The 24,459-nt window shown below is 42.2% G+C and carries 21 protein-coding genes, 1 pseudogene and 1 riboswitch; of the genes and pseudogenes, 6 read left to right on the top strand and 16 right to left on the bottom strand.

Annotated elements, in window-relative coordinates; genetic code table 11:
• Window positions 1–2 precede the first annotated feature (2 nt).
• Both G7Y42_RS09395 and G7Y42_RS09390 read right to left on the bottom strand, forming a co-directional pair.
• Window positions 3–1,022 (bottom strand): NAD(P)H-dependent glycerol-3-phosphate dehydrogenase, encoded by a 1,020-nt coding sequence (locus tag G7Y42_RS09395; RefSeq protein ID WP_165005585.1) that lies wholly within the window; start codon window positions 1,020–1,022, stop codon window positions 3–5.
• A gap of 516 nt (window positions 1,023–1,538) precedes the next feature.
• Complete coding sequence (locus tag G7Y42_RS09390) at window positions 1,539–3,272, bottom strand: glycosyl hydrolase family 18 protein (RefSeq protein ID WP_165005583.1); 1,734 nt, start codon at window positions 3,270–3,272, stop codon at window positions 1,539–1,541.
• Between the two features lie 205 nt (window positions 3,273–3,477).
• Here G7Y42_RS09390 and G7Y42_RS09385 point away from each other — a divergent pair, with 205 nt between their 5' ends.
• A complete protein-coding gene (locus tag G7Y42_RS09385; RefSeq protein WP_165005582.1) occupies window positions 3,478–4,356 on the top strand; it encodes a helix-turn-helix domain-containing protein in 879 nt (292 codons plus the stop codon).
• A gap of 128 nt (window positions 4,357–4,484) precedes the next feature.
• A complete protein-coding gene (locus G7Y42_RS09380; protein ID WP_165005581.1) occupies window positions 4,485–5,129 on the top strand; it encodes a lytic polysaccharide monooxygenase in 645 nt (214 codons plus the stop codon).
• A gap of 197 nt (window positions 5,130–5,326) precedes the next feature.
• On the opposite strand, the gene G7Y42_RS09375 is transcribed toward G7Y42_RS09380, so the two are convergent.
• From G7Y42_RS09375 to G7Y42_RS09345, 7 genes are all read right to left on the bottom strand, one after another.
• Window positions 5,327–6,331: an SIS domain-containing protein gene (locus G7Y42_RS09375; protein WP_165005580.1), complete on the bottom strand. Its 1,005-nt coding sequence runs from the start codon at window positions 6,329–6,331 to the stop codon at window positions 5,327–5,329.
• A 12-nt stretch (window positions 6,332–6,343) separates the two neighbouring features.
• Window positions 6,344–7,405 (bottom strand): SIS domain-containing protein, encoded by a 1,062-nt coding sequence (locus tag G7Y42_RS09370; RefSeq protein WP_165005579.1) that lies wholly within the window; start codon window positions 7,403–7,405, stop codon window positions 6,344–6,346.
• 18 nt (window positions 7,406–7,423) lie between these two features.
• The gene (locus G7Y42_RS09365; RefSeq protein ID WP_165005578.1) at window positions 7,424–8,245 is read right to left on the bottom strand and encodes a PTS system mannose/fructose/sorbose family transporter subunit IID; all 822 of its coding nucleotides are present in this window, start codon (window positions 8,243–8,245) and stop codon (window positions 7,424–7,426) included.
• Window positions 8,232–9,011: a PTS mannose/fructose/sorbose/N-acetylgalactosamine transporter subunit IIC gene (locus G7Y42_RS09360; protein ID WP_165005577.1), complete on the bottom strand. Its 780-nt coding sequence runs from the start codon at window positions 9,009–9,011 to the stop codon at window positions 8,232–8,234. Before G7Y42_RS09360 ends, G7Y42_RS09365 begins: the two co-directional genes overlap by 14 nt.
• 16 nt (window positions 9,012–9,027) lie before the next feature.
• Window positions 9,028–9,498 (bottom strand): PTS sugar transporter subunit IIB, encoded by a 471-nt coding sequence (locus G7Y42_RS09355; protein ID WP_165005576.1) that lies wholly within the window; start codon window positions 9,496–9,498, stop codon window positions 9,028–9,030.
• Window positions 9,499–9,509: 11 nt separating this feature from the next.
• Window positions 9,510–9,929 (bottom strand): PTS sugar transporter subunit IIA, encoded by a 420-nt coding sequence (locus tag G7Y42_RS09350; protein ID WP_165005575.1) that lies wholly within the window; start codon window positions 9,927–9,929, stop codon window positions 9,510–9,512.
• A gap of 76 nt (window positions 9,930–10,005) precedes the next feature.
• Window positions 10,006–12,774: a sigma-54-dependent transcriptional regulator gene (locus G7Y42_RS09345; protein ID WP_165005574.1), complete on the bottom strand. Its 2,769-nt coding sequence runs from the start codon at window positions 12,772–12,774 to the stop codon at window positions 10,006–10,008.
• Window positions 12,775–12,968: 194 nt separating this feature from the next.
• On the opposite strand from G7Y42_RS09345, the gene G7Y42_RS09340 reads away from it, so the two are divergent.
• Entirely contained in the window at window positions 12,969–13,187 is a 219-nt protein-coding gene (locus G7Y42_RS09340; protein ID WP_165005573.1) for a hypothetical protein, read from the top strand.
• A 715-nt stretch (window positions 13,188–13,902) separates the two neighbouring features.
• Here the strand turns inward: G7Y42_RS09340 and G7Y42_RS09335 are convergent.
• Window positions 13,903–14,193 (bottom strand): annotated as a pseudogene (locus G7Y42_RS09335) (hypothetical protein); the annotation flags it as partial.
• A gap of 576 nt (window positions 14,194–14,769) precedes the next feature.
• Here G7Y42_RS09335 and G7Y42_RS09330 point away from each other — a divergent pair.
• Together G7Y42_RS09330 and G7Y42_RS09325 are read left to right on the top strand one after the other, a co-directional pair.
• Window positions 14,770–16,488, top strand: coding sequence for an ABC transporter ATP-binding protein (locus tag G7Y42_RS09330; protein WP_165005572.1), 1,719 nt, complete (start codon window positions 14,770–14,772; stop codon window positions 16,486–16,488).
• Complete coding sequence (locus tag G7Y42_RS09325; protein ID WP_165005571.1) at window positions 16,485–18,248, top strand: ABC transporter ATP-binding protein; 1,764 nt, start codon at window positions 16,485–16,487, stop codon at window positions 18,246–18,248. The genes G7Y42_RS09330 and G7Y42_RS09325 overlap by 4 nt, the downstream gene beginning before the upstream one ends.
• Before the next feature lie 39 nt (window positions 18,249–18,287).
• Here G7Y42_RS09325 and G7Y42_RS09320 read toward each other — a convergent pair whose 3' ends face one another.
• Window positions 18,288–18,824, bottom strand: a complete 537-nt coding sequence (locus tag G7Y42_RS09320) for a folate family ECF transporter S component (RefSeq protein WP_165005570.1) — start codon at window positions 18,822–18,824, stop codon at window positions 18,288–18,290.
• A gap of 36 nt (window positions 18,825–18,860) precedes the next feature.
• Window positions 18,861–18,959: riboswitch (THF riboswitch) on the bottom strand.
• A 178-nt stretch (window positions 18,960–19,137) separates the two neighbouring features.
• A complete protein-coding gene (gene mgsA / locus G7Y42_RS09315; protein WP_165005569.1) occupies window positions 19,138–19,560 on the bottom strand; it encodes a methylglyoxal synthase in 423 nt (140 codons plus the stop codon).
• 207 nt (window positions 19,561–19,767) lie between these two features.
• Here mgsA and ugpC point away from each other — a divergent pair, with 207 nt between their 5' ends.
• Window positions 19,768–20,877 carry a sn-glycerol-3-phosphate ABC transporter ATP-binding protein UgpC gene (gene ugpC, locus G7Y42_RS09310; protein ID WP_165005568.1) on the top strand — a complete coding sequence of 370 codons (1,110 nt, stop codon included), beginning with the start codon at window positions 19,768–19,770 and terminating at the stop codon, window positions 20,875–20,877.
• 438 nt (window positions 20,878–21,315) lie between these two features.
• Here ugpC and G7Y42_RS09305 read toward each other — a convergent pair whose 3' ends face one another.
• The 4 genes from G7Y42_RS09305 to G7Y42_RS09290 all read right to left on the bottom strand — a co-directional run bounded on the left by G7Y42_RS09305 (window position 21,316) and on the right by G7Y42_RS09290 (window position 24,307).
• Entirely contained in the window at window positions 21,316–21,945 is a 630-nt protein-coding gene (locus tag G7Y42_RS09305; protein ID WP_165005567.1) for a hypothetical protein, read from the bottom strand.
• A 146-nt stretch (window positions 21,946–22,091) separates the two neighbouring features.
• Window positions 22,092–22,976, bottom strand: coding sequence for a 16S rRNA (adenine(1518)-N(6)/adenine(1519)-N(6))-dimethyltransferase RsmA (rsmA, locus tag G7Y42_RS09300; protein WP_165005566.1), 885 nt, complete (start codon window positions 22,974–22,976; stop codon window positions 22,092–22,094).
• The gene (gene rnmV, locus G7Y42_RS09295; RefSeq protein ID WP_165005565.1) at window positions 22,969–23,538 is read right to left on the bottom strand and encodes a ribonuclease M5; all 570 of its coding nucleotides are present in this window, start codon (window positions 23,536–23,538) and stop codon (window positions 22,969–22,971) included. The genes rsmA and rnmV overlap by 8 nt, the downstream gene beginning before the upstream one ends.
• Window positions 23,531–24,307, bottom strand: a complete 777-nt coding sequence (locus G7Y42_RS09290) for a TatD family hydrolase (RefSeq protein WP_165005564.1) — start codon at window positions 24,305–24,307, stop codon at window positions 23,531–23,533. Before G7Y42_RS09290 ends, rnmV begins: the two co-directional genes overlap by 8 nt.
• Between the last annotated feature and the right edge of the window lie 152 nt (window positions 24,308–24,459).

The following is a 24,459-nucleotide window of genomic DNA, read 5'->3' as shown; positions in this document are numbered from 1 at the left end:
TCTTAACGTAAAGAAAACTCATTTTCCATTTTCCCGTCGCGCAGCATGATTTCTTTTGCTGCTTGACGAATGTCTTCTCCATTATACAAAACATTGTAAATCGTTTCAGTGATCGGCATTTCCACGCCTAGCTGTTTCGCTAATTCGACAGCAGCCTTCGTAGTTGCGACTCCTTCGACGACCATCCCCATGTTTTCTAGGACTTCCTCTAGGTTATGTCCTTGTCCTAGGAGATTTCCTGCACGCCAATTACGTGAATGGACACTTGTACAAGTCACGATCAGATCGCCGACGCCACTCAGTCCAATAAACGTCAGTGGATTGGCGCCCATCGCCACACCTAGACGGCTGATCTCAGCTAATCCTCGAGTCATGATCGCCGCTTTTGCATCATCTCCGAAGCCTAGTCCGTGAATTGCCCCAGCGCCGATCGCGATAATGTTTTTCAATGCTGCTCCGGTCTCGACTCCGATCACATCATTGTTCGTATAGATTCTAAAGTAATCGTTCATGAACAAATCCTGCACATACGCAGCAGCTTTTTGGTCGATACTTGCTGCAGTGATCGTTGTGATATCATGTACAGCTACTTCTTCTGCATGGCTTGGGCCAGATAATACAGCAATTGCTTGTCTTTTCTCTTCTGGGATCTCTTCTGCAAGGACTTCTGAGATGCGTTTATGCGTATCCTGTTCCAAGCCTTTGCTCGCATGGATGATCACAGGTTTCGTGTTCAATTTTACAATCAATTCTTGTGCAACTGAGCGGATCGCTTTTGTTGGCACTACAAACAAAACCGCATCGACACCATCGACTGCTTCTGCTAGTTCCTTGTATCCAACGATCGATTCAGGAATTTTCAACTCAGGCAAAAAGTGTTTGTTGGTATGGTACGTATTGATTTCATCGATTTGTTCAGGAACATTCCCCCAGATGCGTACCTCATGTCCATTTTCTGCTAATGTTTGTGCTAAAGCAGTGCCCCAGGAACCTGGGCCAAGAACTGCAATTTTTTGTCTCATGGAAATTCCTCCAAATAAATAATTGATATTTCCCATTATAGTACACTTTGCTTGAAGATTGTCTGTATTTTCTGCGTTTTAAGTGTTTGTTTAAACTTCAATAACAAGAAGCAGCCATTTTACTATAAAATGACATTCTTTTCATAGAAAAACGTTAGTTATCGCTTGACAAAATATAATATTTTGTTGTAATACTATACATTTTGTTTCAACTAACTATTTTTATTTTATACTTCATTTGTAACATATAAAGAAGGGAGGGCACACATATGCTACCATTACCTCTTTCTGGCGGTACTTGGGATGTTACACCCCCAAGCCCAATGAAATAATGCAAGTTTGACATAACTTACATAGAACGATCTTGATAAAAAGAGCCGATGCAAACTGCCGGCTCTTTTTATTATGGAACAAGCGGACAAACTGTCTTTACTGCTAAAAAAGCGGCTGGGAAAACTGAATCCCAGCTGCTTTTTTATTCCTTCATTCATTTATCTAAACTACGTGTTTCTCTTTTCACTGGATCAGCTGCCATAACGCTTGAGCTAAATCAGGAGCCCATGTAGGAATAGCTGTATGAGTTTGCAGACAACGATATTGATTGCCTCTATAAGTAACGATATCACCTACTTTGTAAGTTGTCCCTGCTACCCAAGCATTTTCTTGGCTGCTGTCGTCTTTTGTCGTTGCTACTACTTGCTGGCTTAAGCCAGAGATACCTGCTGCATTCACAGCTCTGACTTGATAAGTGTAGGTCGTGACTGCCATGAGATGCGTATCGACAAACGATGGCATCTCAGAAGTAGCGATTCTCTGATTGTTTCGATAGATTTCATAGTGGCTGACTTCTTCTTGCCAATCATTCGCTCTCCATGATAACTGGATCGTCGTTTGTGTCACATTTCTGACGACCAGATCAGCTGGGATCGAAGGTGCAGGCAATTGTGACCCTTCTTTTGTCTTGATACGGTATACTGCTGAGCGATCCGATCGGTTTCCTGATGGATCCACCGCTTCAACTGTATAAGAATAAGTCGTATCTGGTCTCAATCCCTGATGTGTGTAACTTGCGGTATTACTTGTCCCGATAAGCCGATTATTTTCATAAATGTTATAATGATCTACTCGTACATTGTCAGTCGATGGCGTCCATGATAAAGTAACCGATGAAGTAGTGGCTGTTCCTCTCAGGTTTGTCGGACGTGAAGGTTTTTCATTGTCAGGGACTTGTTCTTTAAACAGACCTTGGTAAGCTTTCGCAAAGGATTCATTATAAGAAACACCCGCTGAATTTTTCCCTTCATCCCAATTGACACTCCAAGTCATCAGCCCTTTTAATGGGGTTTTTTCTTTTTCCATTTGTTCAAATACTTGGTACACGACAGAAGGATCTTGGACGTATCCATTAGCCGCTGCATCATTGTTGGCTGGGATGCCTAATGCTAGTCTGTTTGCTGGGATTCTTACATATCCGCTCCCGCCAGTTTCGAAGGCTTGTGACATCCCGTATAAGAACTCATATTTTCTACTATCATTATTTTGCGCAATCCATTCGTGGCCGATACTTAAACCGTCACCAGCCTGATTATATAATTGCGGTGCGATGAAATCATATTCATTTTCTAATGCTTGCAGATAAGGAACATAACTTCCGCCAGTTCTAAGATATGGGAATTCCGGTGCCATAGAAATAATAAAATGTTTCCCTTGTTTAGCGTAGTGACTACGGACAATCTTCAATGCTTTCGGTATGACAGTCTGATTGTCTCCTGCTGTGATCGCACTTTGCTCTAAGTCGATGTCCAACCCATCAAATCCGTAACGTTCGACTAGCCGGATGATCTCATCTGCAAAGGCTTGTTCCTGCCCGTTATGTAATTGAATATGTGAATCTGCACCTCCGAGAGAAATCAATACTGCCCGACCTTCTTCATTCAAAGAAGCTACTTTTTTCCTGAATTCTGTGTCACTGATGTCATAAGGTTCAAAGGTAGGTATCCCATCACCCTTCATAAAAGCGACAGAGATCACATTATAAAACGAATTGATTTTTTCCAAATCAGTCGCTGCCGGTATTCCTCCTCTATATCCCGCTCCCTGTTCTGGCACCCAATTGTGATAATATCCTACAGCAATCTGTTTGTTTGAGATATCAGGCATCTTATCGGCGGCATCGGCGGCAAAAACTGTACCACCTCCCAACAAGCTTCCTAAAATACCAGCAGACAATAATAATCTTTTTGTGCGCATCTTGTTTCCTCCATTTCATATTTGGTCTTACAAGACTTAGTAAACCATATCAAAAGTGAAGGAGCGCTTTTTGTCTATCAATACAACAATCGAAAAACACACTTTTTCATCAAAATCACACAAAAATGATCTTACCGGTTGTCAATAGGTTATTATGCTATGTTTAATGTAAATCATAATTTGTTTTTTTGGAGGTAACCTACTTATGACAAAACATGCTTCATTAATCCGCAGGTTGAGAAAAGAACGGGGACTGACACAAGAGCAGCTCACCGATGGTATTTCTCAACGTGGTACTTTGGCTGCATTCGAATCGAGAGGTACAAAAATCAGTTTTGAACTATTAGTTAGCTACCTCGAACGAATGAACGTCACATTAGAAGAATACCAATTTCTTTTAAATAATAATTCCCTTTCTAACAAACAAAAGCTGACGAGTTATCTTGTCACCTCGAAAACTCTCACGAAAGCGCAAGAACAAGAATTACTCAATGAATTCGAAAAAACTGGAAACATCTACTATCGTCTGCTCTACGCCCAAAGAAAGCTGATCAACAGCTATTTATACAGCACTTCTTTTACTGCATCCATGAACGAAGAAATCACCGTTGTCAAGCATTATCTTGAAGGAATCGATACTTGGGGGCATTTTGAATTAACGGTTTTTTCTAATTGTCTATTTATCTTTGAGGATGACTATATCATCCATTCATTCAGGAACAGCATAACAAAAATGAAAACATACATAGATGCGACACATTATCCAGAATTGTTATCTAATTTCATTCTGAATGGAATCCGTCTTTCTTTTAATAGAGAATCTGTGTTCCTTAGAAAACTCTTTCTATCTGAATTGCACAAACTGACGCAAGCACATAAGATTGCCTTAGATATTGCTCATTATAAAGTTTTTACCGCTTTGGACAAATTAGCAGACGGCGATAAATCTGAGCTTTGTGAAATCGATGAGGGAATCGATTTTTTTGGATGGCTTGGATTAACTTCTACAAAGGAATATATTCTAGAGTTGAAAGAGTCGCTTCTGGAGATTTACCAAGAAAAAAAGCTGAATAAAACGGTGTGATTTTTTCACTTTGAAATATTTTGTTGCAATAACATACAAAATATTTTTTTCTCAATAAATCACGTTATGATAATCAACGAAAAGAAAACCTTTTCAATTCTATATTTATCAACTGGAGGGATTTTATCATGAAAAAAAGCACATTATTAGGATTGGGACTCATTTTTGCTACAACTGGTTTTACTGCATTATCATCAGTTGACGCATTCGCACATGGATATGTCGAACAGCCTGCAAGTCGCGGCTACAAAGGATCGCTAGAAAAAGACAGCAACTGGAATGCCGCATTTGAAAAATATGGGCTAGTCATCAATGAACCTCAATCCTTGGAAGCACCAAAAGGATTTCCTTCAGCAGGGCCCGCAGATGGACGTATTGCATCAGCGAATGGCGCAGTAGGCGATTTCGTTTTAGATAAACAAACTGATTCTATGTGGAAAAAAAGTACGATCTCAACTGGTTCAAACACATTCAAATGGACATTTACTGCGGCACACTCTACGGCAAAATGGCACTATTATATGACTAAAAACGGCTGGAATCCAAATAAGCCGATTTCTCGTAACGAGCTTCAATTGATCGGCGAAGTGAATTATGGTGGAAAAACACCTCCTACAAGCATCACGAATACCGTCAATGTACCAAGCGACCGTCTAGGCTATCATGTGATCTTAGCAGTATGGGACGTTGCGGATACGAACAATGCTTTTTACAACGTGATCGATGTCAATGTACAAAATAGAAACGTGCTTACTGATTTGGAAATTAAATAAATGAAAAAGCAACGGCGTACGACAATGAAGTCGCACGCCGTTGCTTTTTTCTTTGGATGACTGGTGATGAAAGTGTGTAGTATTGTTACAACCACACCCATAAAATTTTTCCTATTGCGTTAAGTCACGGAAAACGTCAGTGATACGATGATGCAACGTACCTGCTTGATGCAGGACAGCTTTTTCACGGCCTCTTCTTAATATTCAAACTGCCGATAATAACGTCGGATTTCCAGCGGATGGCAATTCAGCTGCTCCACGTGCGCATCGATTCGCTGTGTCACTGCATGCATCAGCAAGAAGGAAAGAACACGTCCGCGATATTTCTCACTGATTCCTTTTACTGGGTAATCCTTTGTGTCGATCAATGTGTAATTGCTGCAGATCCTCGGTAAAAGTGCCGCTACCCGTTCCGATAATCCGCGTTGTTCGTCTTCTCCTAAGAATAGAGTAACCGGGGTTGTTTCTTCGACGATTTCAAGTGTTCCATGCAGGAATTCTGCTGCATGGATCGATTTTGAAGGAAGCCAGCTTTGTTCTTCCCAGTAACACATCGCATAAGAGTACACAGCGCCCCATTGATTCCCCGCACCAATGAAATAGTGCATAGGATCATGCCGATGCTTTTCAGCAAAAGTAAAACCAAATGCATCTGCTTGTTTCTCTGCTTCTGTCAATCCTTTTGCTAAATGATTCTCTAATTCCTCATAATAATCCTCGTAATCATCAAACTCTCCATGCAGATGCATGAGGCGATCGGCTACCATAAAGAATTTGATCTGCTCGGTTCCTGGAGCCGGATAAGTGATCACTTCATCACATAAATGTGCCAGCGGGCTATCTGCTGTATCGATAAAACCAACAAGCGTTGCGCCGATCTTTTTGATTTCTTCGACAGCTTGAACGACTTCTTGCGTGGTGCCCGTGACGGAGGAGAGAACAACGATCGAACGTTCTGTCAATCGTTTGTTGCCCGATGTATAATACTCTGCTGCATGTTGCACATAGACTGGCAGTTTGCTTTTTCCCGTCATATAAGTGACTGCTTGCATCGCTGAGGCATAGGTCCCGCCAATCCCCAGGTAATAGATACTATCAAATTTTTCTCCATACAACTTGTCTATGATCTTCTCTACTTGCGGACGTAAGGCCAATGCCCCATTGATTTCATCGATCTGTTTTTGTTCATTGAATTTCAACATGTTTTCCACCTCTTAAATTTTACTTTTCAATACTTCATCAAAGTCTTCAAAAATCTTTGTATTCAAATCAATCCCTTTAGCTGTAGCGATCCGATAAGCCAGCAATTGAAATGGAACGATCAATGCTAGAACTGATACTGTTTCTTCGCACGAGATGTCTAGACTGAGATCTTTTTCATTCGAGCTTTTTTTCGTCGTGACCATGAATGTCTCTCCTGTGAATCGACTCATATAACGATTCAATTTCTCCAAGCGTTCACTGTTTTCACTATTCGTATCGATGAAAAACAGAAGGTGTGAAGTATCTGCTTCTAAATATGGTCCATGCATATACGCTTCTAGCTCAAAGCCTTGGGACGGTTCGCGGATCGTTTCAGTGAATTTTGTCTCTACTTCTTTTGCGGTTCCCCAGTTCGGACCGTAGCCGATTGCGATAAAACGCTTAGCTAAGCGGAACAAAGACTGATTTGCTTCGAAAAAACGTTCTGTCTGTTCGATGATCCTAGGTAAATCATCAATGATTCGCTGCAGTTCGGTCAGATAAGCAGCTTCACGTTCTTCATCCAACTGATGTTTGCTTTTACCGATGTCTATTCCTAATAGGATCAGCTGCAAGACTGTTGCCGAATAGCCTTTCGTGACAAAACCGACTGTTTCGATCCCGATCCCCAGATCAATGATCTGATCAGTTTCTAAAGCAAGCGGGCTCGTCGGATCACTTGTCAGTGCAATCGTGGAAACTTCCTGTTTTTTCATTTTTCTCACGGCTTCGATCGTCGATGCGCTTTTCCCGCTTTGTGAAACCGCTAAGACTAGATCGACAGCTGGAGATAAGCGACCATAATGCTCGAAATGAGCAGGTTCTTGGATATCCACAAACACATCACCTAAAGATTCAAGTGCTGTTTTTGCAGACAGACAGGCGTTATAAGAAGAGCCAGTTGCCAAAATCAGAAGATGAGAGACTTTCTCGAATCGTTTTTGCGGTAAAAGATCATTCTTTTCTACTCTCGAAGCTAAAATCGAAGACAGAGATTCCTTCTCCTCGTATATATAATCCAGCATCGTCATCATTTTTTCTTTCCCCTTTTTCTAAAAAATACCGATCCATGACCCAGCGATACCGAACAAAGCCAGTCCAATCAAGATCATCAATGGTTTCACTTCTTTTTTCAGTAAATAGAAGACTGCGCCAAATGCGCCTAAACTTAAAATATTAGGAACGATATCATCAAAGATGCTTTGGACAGTCACTGCATTTTCTCCCGTACCGATTTTCAAAGGGATATTGATACTGATCATCGTTGCCGTCATTGCCCCTACCACCATCAATCCGATGATCGAAGCACCTAGCGTCAGGCTTTCCATCATGCCATTTTCCTGGATTTTCCTCAAAAATCCAGTCCCTAACCGATAGCCCCAGCCTGTTGCCAGATAACGGAACAAGATGTGCGGGATGTTGAAAATCAGAATAAACAGAATCGGTCCTAGGATATCCCCCTGCATGGCCAAAGAGGTTCCTACCCCTGTTGCGATCAAGCGAAGTGTCCCCCAGAAAAAAGAATCACCAAGCCCAGCTAATGGCCCCATCAATGACGTCTTGATACTATCGATTGCCGTGACATCAAAAGCCGGATCATGTTTGTTTTCTTCCTCCATCGCTGCATTGATCCCTAAAATCAGCGTGACGATATGCGGTGTGGTATTGAAAAACTCCAGATGTCTTTTCAGTGCTTGGGCCATCTCTTCTTTTGTGTGATACAGTTTCTTCAATATCGGAATCATGGCATACACATAGGCCATATTCATTTGACGTTCATAATTCCACGAAAACTCCATTTGGAACGAGCGCCAGAACACCCGATTCAGTTCTCTCTTGGTTATCTTGTTTTCTTCCTGTTCAGAAATCTTCATCTTCGTCTACCTCCCCTGCAGTCGTCTGCACTGCGCCTTGGCGAACATTCATGATATTGACAACGACAACCGCTAAAATCGCCCCAAAAATAGCGATACCAGTTACTGGTATATCCAGATAAGAAGCTAAAGCAAAACCTAAGAAGAAATAAGGTGCTACTTTTTTATTGATCAATAACCGCGCCAACATAGCAAATCCAAGTGCAGGGATCAGACCAGTGGCTACAGTCAGCCCGTTTTGGACAAAATCTGGAATCTTATCTAATAAGTTGCCGATCGTCTTGCTCCCTACCATATAAGAGATCATCACAACAAGCCCCAGCATCAGTGAAAGTCCAAATCCGGCAATGAGGTGCATGTGTTCTACCCCTTTATAGTTCCCTTCTTCTGCATAACTATCTGCTTTGTGGTTCATCATCGGGATCAAAAGTCCTAAATAAATATTTTTCAGGATGAGAGTCAGTGTAGCGATCGGCAAACCAAGCAAAAGTGCGGTCTCTGTTCCGGCACCTGCTGTGATGGCAAAGGCTGTTCCTAAAATCCCGCCTGTCACCACATCAGGAGGGATCGATGCACCAACTGAAAACGAACCGATAAATGCTAATTCTAATGTGGCGCCCATGATGATCCCCGTCTTCACATCGCCTAAAACGATACCTGTGAATAACCCTGTGACGATCGGCCGGGACAGCAGCGATGTTCCTAGCGCATACTCCGACTGTGCAACAAATGCAACGACCCCTAATAAGACTGCTTGTACAATCATCGTCTTTCTTCCTTTCTTACAAAACTTCCCTTACATCCACCTTTTTGTCTGCCGGCACTTGACGAATCTCTACTTCGATATCTTTTTCGACTAATGCTTTCAGCAGTTCTTCTTCCTCCGGTAAAACATTTACAGCTTTGCCGATACTTCGTGCCCCTTCTTTTGATTTGATCCCTCCCAGATTGATTTTGTTTATTTCAGGACAGGCTTCAGCCAGCTTGTAAGCATCTTGGATCGATTCTACGACGATGAACAGCTTGTATTTCTCTGTGACGCCGCTTTTCAGTGCTGCGATCGAATCCTCGATCGATTTGATCACAAGCTTGACGCCTTGCGGTTTTGCCAGCTTGATCGTCGTTTTACGGATCTCATTGACCGGTACATCGTCATTTGCGATCAATATACAGTCTGCACCAATCGTCTGCGTCCAGGAAAATGCAACTTGTCCATGCAATAGCCGGTGATCTACTCTTGTTAATACGATCATGTTTCTTCCTCCTAAAATTCCTCTTCTTCGATTTCTTTATTGATACTGTCATTGCAGAATTGGATCGTTTCCTTCGAAGATCTCAAGGTATCTGCGATCAGTTGAGGGATCGATTCTGCTTGTTCGATCTGTGCGGTCAATTCGATCAGTAATGGCAGGTTCAGTCCTGCGATCAGATAAAGCTTCGCCTGGTCGATATATTGTAAAAATTCATTGTTGACGCTGCCGCCAAACAGATCGGTGATCACAATGATTTCTTTTCCCTGATTTTCGTCAAGCAGCCGTTTGACTGATTCTGTCAGATCGAACGATTCGCTAAGATAGCAGTCTAAAGCTGTGATCGGATGTTTGTTCCCAAAAATGATTTCCAGGGAATCCAGGATGCCCGACGCAAATCGTCCATGGGATGCTAAAATGATTTTTCTTTCCACTTTTCCACCTCTCCTTTACTTACACTAAATAAAAAGCAAGATACGTGCCAAAAATAGTGGCAGTATCCTGCTTCTTTCAAAATTCTTCTTCTTTTTCTGCCGTATCAGCTGTTTTTACCAAAATATCATAAATATATAGGATCTCTGATTCAGGCATGACGACACTATAATGTTCTTCTATGACACTAAATGCTTCTTTAATGAGCTCGATGGTATCTTTTTGACACTGCTGTCCATGATCCTGATACGTCTCGATCGGCATCTGCCGGATCAACCGTTCGATCAGACAGCTGACGTGTACATAGAGTGCTAGTTTTTTTGAGTTGCTGATCGGTCGATTCATTCGGATCTCCAATTCCCGCATAAATAATTCGATCTCTGACATCACTTTTTCTGTATCAAGTATCGTCACAGATTCCAGTACTTTCTCAAGAGAAAAATTCCGGATGACCTTTTGATTGAAAATCTCCTTTTCCGTATCTGTCATGATCGGCTCGAACCATCGGGACAATACTTGCATCTGCTCTCCTGAGATCAGTGATTCTAAAGAAAGATAATCCATGGTCGCGATTCCAGGATCTGCTGTGCCGATGATCCCGACTACCTCGTACATCGAAAAGACCGATTCAGACAATTTTTTATTTTTCAATACATGGTATTCATATGGAATGATCTTGAGGGTGCAGCCAGGCGGCAGACTTTTCTCCAGAAGTTCACTCACATGTACCGCTGTTCCGATACCAGTAAAACAGGTAGTGATCAATGCTTTCGGTTTGTTCTCTTCTGGATAGATGATTTTCCATTCTGATTCGATGGAAGAAACTGCCTTATGGATAAGTGATTCTAAATCAGTGCCTTTTTGAAGTAATTCTCCTACCGCAATCGCTAGTGGAGTAGTGACATTGTTCAAGATGACGATCGGTGCAGACAGCTGGTTGTTGAAGAACTGATAGATCTCTTTCAATGAGCCCATGTCGACTAAAATGACTAGTCCGTTCGACAGGTCATTATGCTTACTGTATGCTAAGATTTCTTCTGCGATTTGCTGAGGCGTGACATCTAACGGCATATCGAATGATTCAAACAGATCATTTCCAAGTAAACGGTTGGCTACATTGGCCATACTGCTTGCCGTTGCATAGCCGTGGGCAGCAATAATCGCTTTGGGCATTCTTTTTTCTTTCGTCCATTTCGTACGTCTCAAATAGATCGTCAATAAAATATGGTCGATGGGAGTGATTTCCAAATCTAATTTCGATTGACTAAGTTCAAGGATCCGCTGGGCATAATGATCGTTCGCCGGGTAGGCTTCTCCGATCTGCTGATCTAGCAATTTGATCAGCTGGCTGATCTCTTCATCTTCTGGTACCCATTTGACTGTACTTCTCTGATAAAGATAATAACTTAGTGCGTATACACTATTCCCGTCAAATTTGATTTGGTACGCTGTTTCCATTTGTTTCAACGTCTCTCGGATATAATGCGTCCAGTAAACCAAGAGTTCATGCGTTTCTTCCCGACTTGTTTCGAATAATAAAAAGTCAAAGAGCCGCACGACTTCTTGTTTCAGTCTTTCTTCACAATTGGCTAATTGAGTACCGCTTTTCTTGAATTCAAGCAAGATCTGTTCGAAGCTCTGGATGATTCGCTGCTGCTCCGGTTTGTTTTTTTGTGCCAGTTGTTCCAGCGAATGCGTATCCGTTATCCGAATCGTTTGCTGGGACGTGTTTTTGCTATTCGTCAGCGATTGACGAAGGATCGATTTATGCAAGTGCTGGATACGGATCTTCACCTCTTCCTGGTCTTTTTGTTCAGAAAAAGCTTTTGCAGCCGTGACTTTCACATTGTTTTTCAATTCACCGATATTCCCCGAAAAATGCTGGTTTGCCAGTAAAGACAATACCTGTCCGCTGATTTCTATCGGACGTTTTATTTTTCTTTGCTCTTCAAGAAAAAAGGAATAGATCAATTCTAATCGTTCATCCCGGCTTCTCTCACTTAAAGGCGGAAGCTCGACTCGTATAGGGATCCGTCGAATGAACGTCGTGAGGAAATGACTACTGATCTCCTCGGTCGTAGCAAAAAACAATCTGGCCCTGATCTTTCTCGGACGATCCGGTTCGCCCATGCGATAGATGACTCCTTGATCCAGATACGTAAAAAGTTTTTCTTGGCCTTCCGGACTGAGGCGATGTACCTCATCCAAAAACAAAATCCCGCCATCTGCTGCTTCCAAGGCTCCTGTTTTATCATGGACAGCTCCAGTATAAGCACCACTGATATGTCCAAACAAATTACTCGTCAAAAGTTCAGGGTTATCTGCGTATTGTGCACAATTCAAGGTGACGAATGGCGCCGACTCTTCCAGAAGATCATGCTCGATACAATAATTGTAGATTAGTCGGACCAGATAACTTTTCCCTGTGCCACTTTCTCCTGTGACTAGCAAAGGCAGCCCGCCTTCCGGGTAATAAAGCGCGGTCTTGATCTGCTCGATACTTTCTTTCAAGCTAGCACTGTGTCCGATCATCAGAGAAAACAGATCATTTTGCCGACCAAAAAATGGCTGTTCTTTTTTTATTTCGTCCACAGAGAGATAAAAAGTCGTGTCCAGCGGAAAATACTGCTGTTCAAAAGCGGCTTTATGAAAGTAAATGACTGGACGTGAATTGATCTTGACTAAAAGCTGTTCATCATTCAATTGGCTGAGATAATGACTGACCGTGTTTCTTTTGACTTCAAAATGAGCTGCCATTTTAGTTGCTGTGAACACTTCACTGATGTTTTCTAGATCCATGAAAGCGGTTTGATTCTCCAAATAATCCAAAAGTTCCTTTTTTAACATCTTACTCACCTCCATTCAATCATAGAAAACGGATTCATTTTGTCAATAAGATTTTTTAAATAGTTTTTTATGTTTTTTTCTATTCATAGACACTTATACTTCTTTCGATTATAATTCTTACTCGAAAAATAAATGTTTCATTCACAAGCAATGTACATATCGAAAAAATACATCTGATGAGAGGACTGAGAGAAATGAGCAAAAAGAAGGCGAAAAAACAACAGGCTTGGAGAACCTTCAGAGAAATCGTCGGCTCTTATCTTGCCGTTGTCTTTTTCTTACCGCTGCTATACATGGCGATCACTGAACAGACACGTGTCCAGCTGATCGATGTACACTATCTGGTGCAGATCACTGTATTATTTTTCTTTGTATTGATCTACGCTTTTTACAAAGCATTTCATTCAAAATGAACATAATGATGCCATTACAAAACATTATAGAGGATATAAATATTCATTATTGGAAAAAATAACGAAACAGCAGTATGATTGCTATAGAGATGAAAGAGGATGTTGTCCCCGTTCTTCTATTGATTACAACCATCATTTGTTTTTTCCCATTTAGAAAGAGGTTGTGACAGAGATGTTCAGCCTTGAGCGATAAGAAGCGATTTTGAAAAATAGCTTTCCATATTTTACAAAATCGTGCCTTATTGCCGATAGGCTGTCTCTGGAACACCGTGAATCAGAGGTTGTGAGCCCGCCGTTTCACTCTGAGGCACAAGGAACAATTTCAAAAAACAGCTTCTCATGTTTGATGAATATTGTGATTTGTGCCCGAGGAGTTGGCAAGAGAACACCGTGTGTGAGGTTGTGACAACTGCGTTCTGCTTTAAGGAATAAGGATACTGAACAGAAAATAGCTTCTCATATTTTCTTGTTCAGTGAGCTTATTACCGAAAAGCAGCAGATGGAACACCGTATATTTGGAAAAAGGAGTTGGACAAGATGTTTGTCACAGCTCCTTTCGTTTTTTCTTGGGTTCAGCTTGGTGCTTCTACATACTATCAGCGTACCTGTTTGCCAGCTTGGAAATCCAAATCTCAATCGTTAAAAACCATAAGATACTGTGTTTCTGAATTTGTTCTTTGTTGTTCAAATGAAGCAACAGCCTCCGTAACCTCTCTTAAAATCTCAACCGACTTTCGACATAACGATATTGATAATGGGAGGTTGTATTCGTTACGCCAAACCTGATAGACGAGTTTTTCCCTACCCCGATATTCACACCCGCATTCCAAGTCGTCGTTCCGTTATTGAAAAAGTCACCGTTCACAATGTAAAAAATGCGGTTAGCATCCTCTAAATGAACGTAAACAGTTCCTCCAAATTGTTTAGACAATCCGTTGTATCCTCGAATCATTTCTACACGTAAAATTCTTCTGATTGCTCGAAAATTTCCGCTTTCACTTGTTTCAAAATTTATTAGAATTCCCGTAAACAATTTGTTACAATAACCTTATAAAATAAATATAAAAATAATTCAATAACATCCAAAAAAAGGATAATTCTTTATGAAGAAAAAGATATTATTAGATTTAATAACGTCAATAATTTTAATTTATTCACCAAAAAATAACACTAGTTCTTATGGAGAATGAAGCTTCACCTTCACCGTTTTATGAGATCCTATTTATTACAAATACCATTTGTTTGATCCTTGCGATCTTCTACTTGAACCGTAGCATCACCACTTTTTTATTCTCAAGAGATAAATAGCTGTCATCGTCAGTTAATTTTCATCTAGGCAAACTTATCCATCATAAGCAGATAGAAAACAGGACATTCTTGTTTAGGAAGAGGCTGGGGCTGATTTTGCCCTACTCTCTTCTTTTTTTGAAAACAGAATCACTTTTCCCCCAAACTGTCTACTATTAATAAAACTTTCATTTATGAAAAGGCTTGTTCTCTTTTCATTCTAAATTTCATCCGCTACAATGGAAGAGGATTTGCTTATTTTGTGAGTATACAAATAAATAATAGGAGGAATCATATGATTCAATTGTTACGTTATGCAAAAGACTATCGTAAGCAGATCATTTTAGGACCGTTTTTCAAATTCCTTGAAGCGGTCTTCGAGCTGATCCTGCCGCTTTTGATGGCTTCTTTGATCGACAATGGTCTAAAGATGAATGACCTCGGCGTGATCATCAAAATGGGGTTATGGATGGTCGCGATGTCAGTCATCGGTTTGATTTGTGCGATTATCTGTCAATATTATGCATCAGTTGCATCTCAAGGATTCGGAACAGAACTAAGAAACCAGCTAATCAAAAAGATCAACTCGTTCTCGCACAATGAGTTGAACTATTTCGGGACAGATACTCTGATCACCCGGATGACTAATGATATCAACCAGCTGCAGCTTGCTCTTGCTATGGTCATCCGTTTGCTGATCCGTGCTCCTTTCCTAAGTATCGGGTCTGTCGTGATGGCTTTTGTGATCGATTGGGAGATCGGATTGTTTTTCCTGGCACTATTGCCTGTTTTCTCGGTCATTTTGTTTTTCATCATCAAAAAGACCGTTCCCCTTTATCAAAAAGTACAGGAAAAGCTGGACCGCTTGAATGAAACGGTCAGTCAGAATCTAAGTGGCGTACGGGTGATCCGCGCATTTGCCCGTACTAAAACAGAAGTTCATGCTTTTGATGGAGAGACCGATGAATTAGCTAAAAATTATCTTCGGGTCTCTAATATCTCTGCATTGCTGTCACCAGCAACTACTTTGATCATGAACATCGGGATCATCTGCTTGCTGACGGTCGGCGGCATCAAAGTCAACATTGGCGGGCTGCAGCAAGGACAAGTGCTGGCTTTGATCAATTACATGAATCAAATGCTATTAGCATTGATCGTCGTTTCGAATCTCGTGGTGATCTTCACGAGAGCAGAAGCTTCAGGAAATCGTGTCAAGGAAGTTTTAGACACAGAAAACACGATCACTGATTCAAAAGAATCTAGAAAACCTGTGATGGATTCTGAAACGATCGTCCAGTTCGATCACGTTGATTTTCGTTATACACCAGAATCTGGTCTGGCTTTGCAAGATATCACTTTCCAGTTGAAGAGAAAGTCCGTTCTAGGGATCATCGGACCAACTGGGAGCGGGAAAACGACCTTGACCCAGCTGATCCCGCGTTTCTATGATGTGAGTGAGGGATCGGTGTCATTAGACGATCTGGATGTCCGTTCATGGAAGCTTGACCGGTTGAGAAACCAGATTGCCCTTGTTCCGCAAACAGCCGTGTTGTTTACCGGCACGATCCGAGAAAATCTGCAGTGGGGAAAACAAGACGCTACAGATGAAGAATGCTGGGAAGCTTTGAGAATTGCCCAGGCAGAAGAATTCGTCCGAAAACTTCCTGAAGGTTTGGATACCCAAGTGATGGAAAACGGGAAAAACTTCTCCGGCGGTCAAAAACAGCGATTGACGATCGCACGCGCGCTGATTGCTAAACCTGAACTGCTGATTTTGGACGACTCGCTCAGCGCATTGGACTACCAGACAGATCTCGACTTGCGAAAAGCATTGCAGACTTCTTTGGATACTACTGTTATCATCATCTCGCAAAGAGTCCGTTCGATCCAAGAAGCCCAAACGATCCTAGTGATGGATCAGGGGCGTATCGCCGCACAGGGAACGCATGAAGTACTGCTCCGCCAGTCATCTGAATACCGCGAAATCGTCTCGTCACAGGAGGAAGAAGAATGAAACAAAAAAAATTATCCTGGCAGATACTCAAACGATTCGTCCCTTATCTGACTGCTTATTCCAAAAATATCTGGCTAGCTGTAGTTTTAGGAATCATCAACGGCGTGGCTACGGTCGTTATGACACTGCAGATCGGTCAAAGCATCGACCAAATGATCGGCGAAGGGCAAGTCCATTTCGATCGTCTGTTTCATTTGCTCGTCTTATTCGGCGGGATCGTACTGATCAACGTCGTCAGTCAATGGCTGATCCAAGTATTGAGCAATCGCCTAGCTTACCTTTCCGTCGCAAAGTTGAGAAAAGATGCGTTCGCCCATCTGAACCGTTTACCACTCAGATACTATGATCAAAACTCACATGGGAACATCGTCAGCCGTTTCACGAATGATATGGACAACATCTCCATTGCAATCTCTGCGGCGTTCAATCAGATTTTCTCTGGTGTAGCGATCATTGTTCTCTCGTTTGTTTTCATGCTGCGTTTAAGTCCGCTGCTCACACTTGTCGTCTTGTGTTCTACTCCGATCATATTTCTTGTCAGCTGGATCGTTGCACGTGCTTCACAAGCAAACTTCGACAGACAGCAAAAGATTATCGGTCACATTTCCGGCTTCGTCACAGAACGTATCGGGAACCAGAAAATCGTCAAAGCATTCCAGCAAGAGGAAATGAACCAGCAGCAATTCGAAGATTTGAACTGGGATCTTTATGAAAAAGGACAACGGGCGCAATTCTCTTCTTCATTGACGAACCCTTCTTCTCGATTTGTGGATCACATGGCCTATCTTTCCATCGGACTGGTTGGCGGATTGCTAGCCTTGAGATCAGGCTCTGACATCACTGTAGGTGTGATCTCCAGCTTCACGATCTATTCCAGTCAATTCTCGAAACCTTTCATTGAATTGTCAGGGATCACGACCCAGCTGCAAACGGCTCTTGCCGGTTTGGATCGTGCATTCGAACTGATCGATCAGCCAGAAGAAAAACCAGACGCACCAGATGCGTATGCATTGGAGCCGGCAACGATCCATGGAGAAGTCGCTTTCGATCATGTGTCCTTTTCTTATGTCCCTCAGCAACAGTTGATCGAAGATTTCAATTTTGTGGCACATCCTGGTCAAACCATTGCGATCGTAGGAAAAACCGGTGCTGGTAAATCAACGCTTGTCAATTTACTGATGCGGTTTTATGATACGACTAGCGGGACTATCACGATCGATGGACATGATATCAGGACGATCAAACGTGATACACTGCGTAAAAGCTTCGGGATGGTCCTACAAGATACTTGGCTGTTCGACAGTACCCTGCGTGAAAACCTCCGTTACGGGAATCCTGAAGCAACTGACGAGGAAATCTATGAAGCACTGAAAGCTTCTTATATGTATGAATTCGTTCAGAGACTTCCGGAAAAGCTCTCGACAAAGATTGGCGGACAAGGATTGAAAATCTCAGATGGGCAACGTCAGCTTCTGACCATCGCACGTACGATGATCAGCAATCCACCGATGCTGATTCTAGATGAAGCGACCAGCTCTGTAGATACCTTGACAGAAAAAAAGATCCAAAAAGCCTTTCTTGCGATGATGGAAGGAAAAACCAGCTTCGTCATCGCCCATCGGCTATCTACTATCAAAAATGCGGATCAGATATTAGTCATGGATCAAGGAGCCATTGTCGAGATGGGTTCTCATGACGAACTATTGCAAAAAGACGGATATTACCGTCAGCTTTATCAAGCACAATTCACCGCACAATAAAAACAAGCAGTCTTCTGGGATGGGAAGACTGCTTGTTTTTTATTTTGCATGAATAGTTAAACTTCTTAATATCTTCTTATATGGGATACTTCTACCGACATAATAGGTAGCAATCGATTGCAGTGGCAGCCAGATCACTGTTTTTAACAGGCGAGGCGCCCAGACGACCCAGCTGAACAATGGCACGTTGTACAACATAGCCAGCCATAACGGTGTCAGAATCAGATTGATGATCAGTGTGACACTCAACGTTGCAAGGATCGCATTTTTCCAAGTAATCTCTTTTCGGTAAAAGAAGAACCCGTAAATCGCTCCTTCAATGAACGCATTCAGCGTAAATCCAAGAAAGAATGTGGATTTAGCGAACAATGCCATGCCTACCAAGTCAGCTAGTACAGCTCCTATTCCTGACCAGAACGGCCCAAAGAGGATCCCCATGATCACTTGTGGAATAAAAGTAACACTGATCTTGACAAAGGGTGTTTCGATCGATACCAGACGAGATAATGTGACCATCAAAGCGATCAATAGTCCCATGATAGCGATCATACGTGCATCTAATCGATTTTTCTTCATTTTTAGCATCTCCTTTAAGAGCTGCTACACAATACATGCAGCGAATGCGAAAATAAAACCGCGAACAATTTGTCCTTCGTCCGAGAGGCAACATCCCATCCTCTCAGCACTTAACGCTTTATTTCCTACTCTGATTTATTTTGGGAAACAATTCCCAGATGAACTATAGCACATTTTTCCATCTGCTGCAAACAAAGAAAACTAATGATAAACAAGTTATTCCGTTTTATGTTCGTGAATAACCGCATAGCAAAACACTATTACGTGAATCACTGAGATAAAAAACGAACAATAATTAAATTTTTTTATTTACTCAAAATGACAGCGGCCGCTTTTCCAGTTCATGGACAATCGTCCGAAAATCCAAAAAACCAGCTTCCAGCCCTCTTAACAGCACTTCTGCTGTTCCGATATTTGTTGCTAAAGGAATCTCGTAAACATCTGACAAACGGATCAGTGCGGTCACATCCGGTTCATGCGGCTGAGCAGCTAACGGATCGCGAAGAAAGATGACCAGATCCAGCTGATCCTCGGAAATCATCGCGCCGATCTGCTGATCCCCGCCTAAAGGACCTGATTTGAAACGATGGATCTTCAGCCCAGTCGCTTCAGTGATTTTTTGACCAGTCGTTCCAGTGGCAAATAATTCGTGTTTTTCCAGTATCGTCTGGTACGCTGTCGCTAATTTGACCATCATCGGTTTTTTTCTATCATGGGCAATCAATGCAATTTTCATAAATGACACTCCTCTTCCACACTTTTTGTGCAAATTGTTTCTTCCAGTGTACCAAATTTCATGGCTATTCACATGCTTCGTCCACCAAAACTGGCATATTGACAAAAAAAGGCTGAAATTCTTGTTCATTCTGCCATTGCCCACAGTTAACGCTTTCATTTATACTTAAAACAAGTAATAAAACTAATAGAAAGTGTGGTATCGCTCATGGTAGAAATGGCTCTGAAAAATGTATACAAAAAATATGACAACGCTGAGAACTATTCCGTAACGGATTTCAATCTGGCAATCAAAGATCGGGAATTTATCGTTTTTGTCGGTCCTTCCGGGTGTGGTAAATCGACGACTCTACGGATGATCGCCGGATTAGAAGATATTTCTGAGGGAGAATTGAACATCGGCGGCAAAGTCATGAATGACATTGCACCAAAAGATCGGGACATCGCAATGGTTTTCCAGAACTACGCATTGTATCCTCATATGACTGTTTTCGACAACATGGCTTTCGGGTTGAAACTGCGAAAATATGATAAAGCGGATATCAAAAAACGTGTGGACAATGCAGCAGAGATCTTAGGATTGACTGAATACTTGAAACGTAAACCTGCGGCTCTATCAGGTGGACAACGTCAGCGTGTCGCTTTAGGTCGGGCAATCGTTCGGGATGCAAAAGTCTTTTTGATGGATGAACCTTTGTCAAACTTGGATGCAAAATTGCGTGTAGCCATGCGTGCGGAGATTGCGAAGCTTCATCAACGCCTGGAAACCACCACGATCTATGTGACCCATGACCAGACAGAAGCAATGACGATGGCAGACCGGATCGTCATCATGAAGGATGGATTCATCCAGCAAATCGGTACGCCAAAGGAAGTCTATGACACACCAGTCAATATGTTCGTTGCCGGCTTCATCGGCTCTCCTGCAATGAACTTCTTCCATGTGACACTGAAAGACGGCGTCATTTCTGACGGTCACGGCTTGAAGCTCAAGATCCCAGAAGGCAAGAATAAAGTATTGGTCGAAAAAGGATACGAAGGAAAAGAAGTGGTCTTCGGTATCCGTCCAGAAGACATCCATAGCGAACAAGTAGCACTCGAAGCTTCTCCAGAGGCTGTAGTGAAGTCTGAAGTCGTTGTTTCCGAATTATTAGGTGCTGAAACGATGCTTTATACTAAAACTGGAACGACCGAATTCATCTCAAAAGTAGATGCACGTGACTTCCATAAGCCAGGCGAAATGGTCGATCTTGCATTCAATATCAACAAAGGCCATTTCTTTGATAAAGAAACAGAAGAAGTCATCACACTTCCATAAGCCCCCTTTTAGGAGCTGCGACAAAAGACTTGTCGTAGCTCTTTTTTTCGAATCAACGGAATTCATGAGATAGCCTATCGGCAATAAGACACGATTTTGTAAAAATATGGGAAGCTATTTTTCAAAATCACTTCTTATCACTCAAGGCTAAACGTCTCTTTCACAACCTCTCTATAAACGGTGTTCAAAAGCTTGCATCTGCGGTAATAAGTCCAGCCAAACGAAAAATATGAAGAGCTATTTTTGTTTGTCTGTTCTTATTACTAGATGCAGGGCAGCTTTTTCACAACCTCTCATACACGGTGTTCTCCTGCCAACTCCTCGGGCACAAGTCACAATATTCATCAAACATGAGAAGCTGTTTTTTGAAATTGTTCCTTGTGCCTCAGAGTTAAACGGCAGGATCACAACCTCTTTCTCTGGGATGACTCGTCGATTCTACTTAGCTGCTTTACTTGAAAATCCATGAAGTGTCTCTTTCCGGCTGCGTTTCTTTGCTTCCGTAAATACTGGAATATCAAAATATCTGCTCAATGTTCCTGCGACGAAATAAGCGATATTATAATCTACCAAGCTGTGGATCAAACCACCGATCCCCATCAAAATGAAAACTGTATAAAAGTAGCCTTCCGAATAATACGTATCCGGCATGTTCCCCATGAAATAAAAGGCACTCACGACTAGCATCTCAACAAGAGAGTGGATCACACCAATCAAGAAATTGAATCCTTGGAATCGCCAATTTGCCAAAGTAAATTGGCCGTTTTTCAGAACTAGACTCGGATTTTTCTGTAAATACCATGCACCGATCAACGCAAATACGATATGTGATAACGCTCGAAGCGCAATGATCACAGGCGTTGTCAAAAAGAAACCGAATGTTGTACCTAAAGCGACCGCCACTGCTACTCCCGGTGAAAAAAACATTGCAATAAATAATGGCACATGTGAAGCAAGTGTAAAGGAAGCTGGCGGGATCATGATCTTCGGCATGATCATCGGGATGATCACGCCCATACCGATCAATAATGCGGAGATGGTTAATTTTCGAACTGAGTTTTTCTTCATCATTTTTCACTCCTAAACTGTCTTGACATCTTAATGTCGCTTCATTCTATCGCTATTCATTTTATGTGTCAAGACACTTTGTCCGATAAAAAAGAATGAAGCGGACAGATCCTCTCTTCCACTCCATTCTTTTTTGCTTTTTATTCCTAAAATTGATTTTCTTTCATTGCATTGCTCAATGCCGCGAACTCTTCTAAGGATAAAGTTTCACCGCGACGTTTCGGATCGATTCCTGCAGTTTCTAAGCTTTTCATCAGACATTCTTTTGTCTGCTCATCTTTTCCGTAAGCATGCTGTAGGTTGTTCCGCAATGTTTTCCTACGTTGTTGAAAAGCAGCCTTTGTCAGTCGGAAAAATGCTTTTTCATCGGTGACCTCAACAGCGGGTGTTTCCCTTCTTGTCAATTTCAAGATGGCAGAATCGACATTCGGCTGCGGAACAAATACTGTTTTTGGTACGATAAAGGCCAGACTTGCTTCCATATAATACTGGACAGCAATCGACAGCGAACCGTATGCTTTTGTTCCTGGTGCAGCGGAGATCCTGTCAGCCACTTCTTTTTGCATCATCACGACCATCTCGTCCACGACCACGTCAGATTCCAGAAAATGCATCATGATCGGCGTGGTAATATAGTAAGGCAGATTAGCGACTACTTTCAACGGTAATTTTTCTGAGAAGTATTCAGCCGCTGCGGTGGACAAGTCCGTTTTCAGAATATCTTGGTTCACGACTGTCACATTAGGATAAGGCGACAAGGTGTCTGCCAACACCGGGATCAGTCGATCATCGATCTCAAAAGCGACGACCTGTTTGGCATGTTTGGCCAGCTGTTCAGTCAATGCGCCGATACCCGGTCCTACTTCGATGACATTTGTCTGTTCATTGATTTGTGCGGTCTCTACGATTTTTCTTAAAATATTCGGTTCAGTCAAAAAATTTTGTCCTAGGCTTTTTTTAAATGAAAAACCATGTTTCAATAAGATTTCCTTTGTTCGAGAGGGTGTCGCAATCTCACGATATTCACTCATGTTGTTCCTCCACTTTTTTCATTGCTTGTGCAAGCTCATCTGGGGCGATCCGAAACATTTTCAGACGTTTGGCCAACTGTTTGCCGTTCGTATAACCGATACGCAGTTCATCCCCCAGTTTTTCCCGTTTTTCTTTTGCTTGTGCTCCAGCTATTAAACCATAATCCAGAAGCTCTTGTCTAGAAATTTCAGGTGTATCTGTTTCTGCTGAATCAGGTGTGACCACTTTTTTCAAGGCTTCCAGAATCGCTGCATCATTTGCATGTTCGACGCCAAGACTGCCTTTTTTCTTTGGTCTGGCTTGACTGCGGGGCAAAAAGGCGTGTTTGGCTTGGGGAACAGCTTCCATGATCGTTTTTCTGATTTTTTCTCCGGAAAAATCAGGATCGGTAAAAACGATCACCCCTCTTGTTTCTTGTGCGTGCTCGATTTGCATCAGGATTTCTTCATTGATCGCCGAACCGATTGTTTCGATCGTATCGGCTTCAACTACTTCCTGCAATCTTCTTGTATCGTCTTTGCCCTCGACGACAATGATTTCTTGGATCTTCAGCTTACTCATCTTCATTTAGTCCGAATAACCGATGGGCGTTTTTCCATGTTTGAGCGGCAATTTCTTCCATTGGTGCCTGGCGTAACTCTGCGATTTTTTCGACGGTATACCGTGTGTAGCCCGGTTCATTCCTTTTGCCCCGGAAAGGTACTGGAGCAAGATAAGGCGCATCCGTTTCTACTAACATCCGTTCAATTGGAACTTTTGCTGCTGCATCTTGGACATCCAGTGCTTTTTTGAAGGTCACGACCCCGCTGAAAGAGATATGCATCCCAAGGTCCAGGAAGCGTTCTGCCCATTCAAAATCTCCACTGAAGCTGTGCATGATCCCGCCGATGTCCCGCACGTCTTCTTCTTTCAATACTTTGTACGTATCTTCAAGCGCTTCTCGTGTATGGATGCTGATTGGCAGGTTCATTTCTTTTGCGATCGCGATCTGTCTGCGAAATACTTTGTCCTGTACGTCTTTCGGGTCTTCCATCCAGTGATAATCCAAGCCGATTTCGCCTAAAGCGACCACTTTCGGTAAGGTCAGCTGTTCTTGGAGTTTCTGCTCGATCTCTTTCGTATAGCTGCCAGCCTCTGTGGGATGCCAGCCGATGATACTGTATATGTTTGGATACTCGCGACTTAGCAGCAACGATTTTTCGATGGTTGGTGTATCAAATCCGACAACTGCCATTTTAGTCACGCCCATCTCCTGCGCCCGTTTCACTGTTTCTGGGATATCTTCATTAAATTGTTCCGCATTTAAGTGGGTATGAGAATCAAATATCATTTTTATCGCTCCTTTTCATCATTTACTTTAGCACAGATGGACGGCTTTCAGAAGTAGCAAAAACCAAAAAGAAAAATAAGTCCCCTGCTTTTCTTACTGAAACAGAAAAAGTACGAAGAGACAAGAAATGTCCTCCGCACTTTTTTGTTATT

Origin of the sequence: Enterococcus sp. ZJ1622, assembly GCF_011038845.1 — a bacterium.
In the GTDB taxonomy this organism is placed as follows: Bacteria; Bacillota; Bacilli; order Lactobacillales; family Enterococcaceae; genus Enterococcus_B.
This window is presented reverse-complemented; position numbering and strand designations above follow the sequence as displayed.